Source organism: Pseudomonas massiliensis (assembly GCF_000826105.1).
Classification (GTDB): Bacteria; Pseudomonadota; Gammaproteobacteria; order Pseudomonadales; family Pseudomonadaceae; genus Aquipseudomonas; species Aquipseudomonas massiliensis.
Genome location: NZ_CCYK01000001.1, coordinates 1 through 3,179, shown reverse-complemented (window position 1 = coordinate 3,179; position 3,179 = coordinate 1). Strand labels below are relative to the sequence as shown.

The 3,179-nt window shown below is 56.5% G+C and carries 3 protein-coding genes, 3 tRNA genes and 1 rRNA gene; all 7 read right to left on the bottom strand.

Going from position 1 to position 3,179, the window contains the following annotated elements:
- On the bottom strand, positions 1 to 157 hold a 157-nt coding region (locus tag BN1188_RS00040), incomplete at its 3' end, for a GTP-binding protein (RefSeq protein WP_232430874.1).
- Positions 158 to 238: 81 nt separating this feature from the next.
- Positions 239 to 314 (bottom strand) — tRNA-Thr (locus tag BN1188_RS00035).
- Between the two features lie 26 nt (positions 315 to 340).
- A tRNA-Gly gene (locus BN1188_RS00030) sits at positions 341 to 414 on the bottom strand.
- Between the two features lie 23 nt (positions 415 to 437).
- Positions 438 to 522, bottom strand: a tRNA-Tyr gene (locus BN1188_RS00025).
- A 564-nt stretch (positions 523 to 1,086) separates the two neighbouring features.
- Complete coding sequence (locus BN1188_RS00015; protein WP_040259135.1) at positions 1,087 to 1,830, bottom strand: pantothenate kinase; 744 nt, start codon at positions 1,828 to 1,830, stop codon at positions 1,087 to 1,089.
- Positions 1,820 to 2,779 (bottom strand): bifunctional biotin--[acetyl-CoA-carboxylase] ligase/biotin operon repressor BirA, encoded by a 960-nt coding sequence (gene birA / locus BN1188_RS00010; protein ID WP_040259137.1) that lies wholly within the window; start codon positions 2,777 to 2,779, stop codon positions 1,820 to 1,822. The genes BN1188_RS00015 and birA overlap by 11 nt, the downstream gene beginning before the upstream one ends.
- A gap of 217 nt (positions 2,780 to 2,996) precedes the next feature.
- Positions 2,997 to 3,112 (bottom strand): 5S ribosomal RNA (gene rrf / locus BN1188_RS00005).
- Between the last annotated feature and the right edge of the window lie 67 nt (positions 3,113 to 3,179).

The window sequence follows — 3,179 nt, the reverse complement described above, 5'->3', positions numbered from 1 at the left end:
CGCTGTCGATCTTGTCGAAGTCTACCTTGGCCGAACCGAAGACTTCGGAGCAGACGCGGGTCAGAGCAGCGGTCAGAGTGGTTTTACCGTGGTCAACGTGACCGATGGTGCCGACGTTGACGTGCGGCTTGTTCCGTTCGAACTTTTCCTTTGCCATCTAACCATCCCCCGCAGAAGAATTAAGCAAGACACATGATCTATAAAACAAAGGCAGATATTTTCATATCTGCCTCTAAAATGGAGCTCTTGAGCGGATTTGAACCGCTGACCTCACCCTTACCAAGGGTGTGCTCTACCAACTGAGCTACAAGAGCGTAACACTATGCAACAGCAGCAAACTTGGAGCGGGTAGCGGGAATCGAACCCGCATCATCAGCTTGGAAGGCTGAGGTTCTACCACTAAACTATACCCGCGGAGCGTGCAGCTCTCGCTAAACTGGTGGAGGGGGAAGGATTCGAACCTTCGAAGTCGTAGACGTCAGATTTACAGTCTGATCCCTTTGGCCGCTCGGGAACCCCTCCTGAACGTGGGCGGCATTTTCAACTCTGCCTCCCTCGCTGTCAAGCTTTTTCTCATTAAAATCTTGAGGTTAGCTACTTTGACAGCACTCTGCAGGTGGTCAACCTTGCTGAGCGGGCGCCATTCTATTCAAACTATTCAGGCGTTGCAATGCCTTCGCATGGATTTATTTCATTCTTTAAGCCATTGATATTCCTGGACACTTCAAGGGCCTCTGGATGCCGAGCGAGGCGCTCGCCTGCGGGAAGGCGCAGCCAGTGCGAACTCCCCCCCTCTTCCGGGATGGCATACCGCTGCGCCCGGACCTGCGCGACCTGAAGGGCCTGATCCAGGATTTCGAGCTCAGCCCGGTCCCTTAGCCCCCCTAGGAACTGACACTCCACACTTTTGCCTGAGGCAGATTTACCGCCAGCTTCGCTCAGCAACTGTAGCCCGGAGTCTTCCGAGCGCGCGCGCGTATCTGTACTGACCTGCTTTGCCCGGACTGGAGCATCTTGAAGGTTCCACACCAGGTAGCAGCCATTGAGCACCAGCAGGAGCAGGAACAACCAACGCATCCGACGACCTCAAGTAAGGGGGCAGGCCATGGCCAGCCCTTGGAAAACCAGATCCGGCACTACCCTGGCTTCAGGATAGGCATCAGCGATATAGACTGCGTCTCCCCCTGTAAGAAACAGCGCGAAATCATCCCCCCAATAGGCGCGTGCGTGATCCAGCTGCGTCTGCACGAAACCTCGCAGCATCAATACACACCCCCGCTCCACCGCCTCGACAGTTGAACGACCAGGTGTCAGAGTCGACTTGGCCTGTTCGGCAGAGTAATCGTCGTAGCGGATACGTCGTGTATGTGTACGCAGCTGGTTACGCATCAGACTCAAGCCTGGGCATATAAAGCCGCCGAGGTGCGAGCCCCGGGCGTTGACGAAGTCGGAGGTCACCGCGGTACCCAAGTCTATGACGACGCATGCCCCATTGGCCATCCGGAAGGCGCCCAGCACCGCAACCCAGCGGTCCAGCCCGAGCCGCTGGTAGTCTTCGTACCCATTGCTGACGCCTGCCTGCATGACCGCAGGCTGCGCTACCAGACTTTCTATCCCGAAACGCTCTTTTAAGGCATTCGTCAGGGCGAGGGTTTCTTCCTCAGACCTTACGCTGACCAGACGGCAACGGCTTGGTCGCAGGCTTGGGCTCGCCGCCAGATGCGTCAGCAATTCCTCGTCTGAGCCTGCAACACCTCCGCTCTTGACTTCGGCTCCCGACAGCAAGCGCCATTTGATGAATGTGTTTCCGCAATCGAGCTCAAGTATCATGGTTTAACCTCAGACTGAGCTCACCGCCACTGAAGACTTGCTCCTGCCCTTCTATACTCAATCGCAGCGCACCTTGGTCGGTGACGCCCAATACCGTGCCCATGATCGTATGATGGGCGGAAATCAGCTTCACGAATTTGTTCTGCCAGAGATGCAGGAACTCCCACTCGTCTCGCAAGCCAGCGAACCCGCAACGCTCCAAGCGCGCTACATAGCCAGCGAGAGAGTCGCTCAAATGGCCGGCTAGACTGCTACGGTCCACCTGGCGTTGTGTTTCCAAGTAAAGCGAGGTCCACTGTTGGTCAATGGCCTCGCTGGTGCGCATGTTTACATTGATCCCAATGCCGAGCACCACATGGCAGTGGTCTGAAGGATCACCTACAAGTTCAAGCAGAATGCCAGCTATCTTTCGACCGTTGACTAGTACGTCGTTGGGCCACTTCACCCCGGCATCCTTGATGCCATTTGCGCGAAGGGTATCGACCACGGCCATTGCCGCGACCAGGCTTAGCCCTTCATAGATTTTGATTCCCCCCTGTATGGGCAGAACCAGGCTGTAATAGAGGTTGGCGGCATAAGGGCTTGCCCAGGTTCTGCCTCGCCGGCCGCGGCCGGCGTCCTGGCGCTCCGCCGAGACAAGCAATGGGCGGGATATACCTTGGGTTACCTTGCGCAGGGCTTGGGCATTGGTCGAGTCCAGTACCTCATGGAGCTCCAGGTCCCAGCCGAGCCTTTCAGTACTGGCTCTGAGCGAGTCTGCGTCAAGCAGTGAGACAGGGGTTTCCAACCGGTAACCCTGTCCTCGAACTTTATGGACAACCAGGCCCAGGTCGGCCTCCAGAAGTTGGAGCTGCTTCCATATGGCGCTGCGGCTAATACCCAGTGCCTTACCCAAGGCCTCGCCAGAATGGAAGCGACCATCCTTTAATAGATCTAACAACTTGGACATCGAGTCGCTCGCCCCATTGTAAGGCCGCATCATAGCGGCGACCGCCCACCTTGCATAGAACACCGCCCCGCCGATGAATCCTGAGCAATTAGCTGCAAGCAGCGTTACTGGCGCCCCGGATCTGTTCACTCGAAGCCTGTGGCTCGACGCGTGCCGTTTCAGATGCGCAAAAGACAAAACCCCTGATCGCGAGGCGACCAGGGGTTTTGGGAATGAATCTTGACGATGACCTACTCTCACATGGGGAAGCCCCACACTACCATCGGCGATGCATCGTTTCACTGCTGAGTTCGGGATGGGATCAGGTGGTTCCAACGCTCTATGGTCGTCAAGAAATTCGGTAGCTGCCTCGTTTGCACGGTGCAGCGAATCTGGGTATGTGTGTTTGTGATGGCGAACT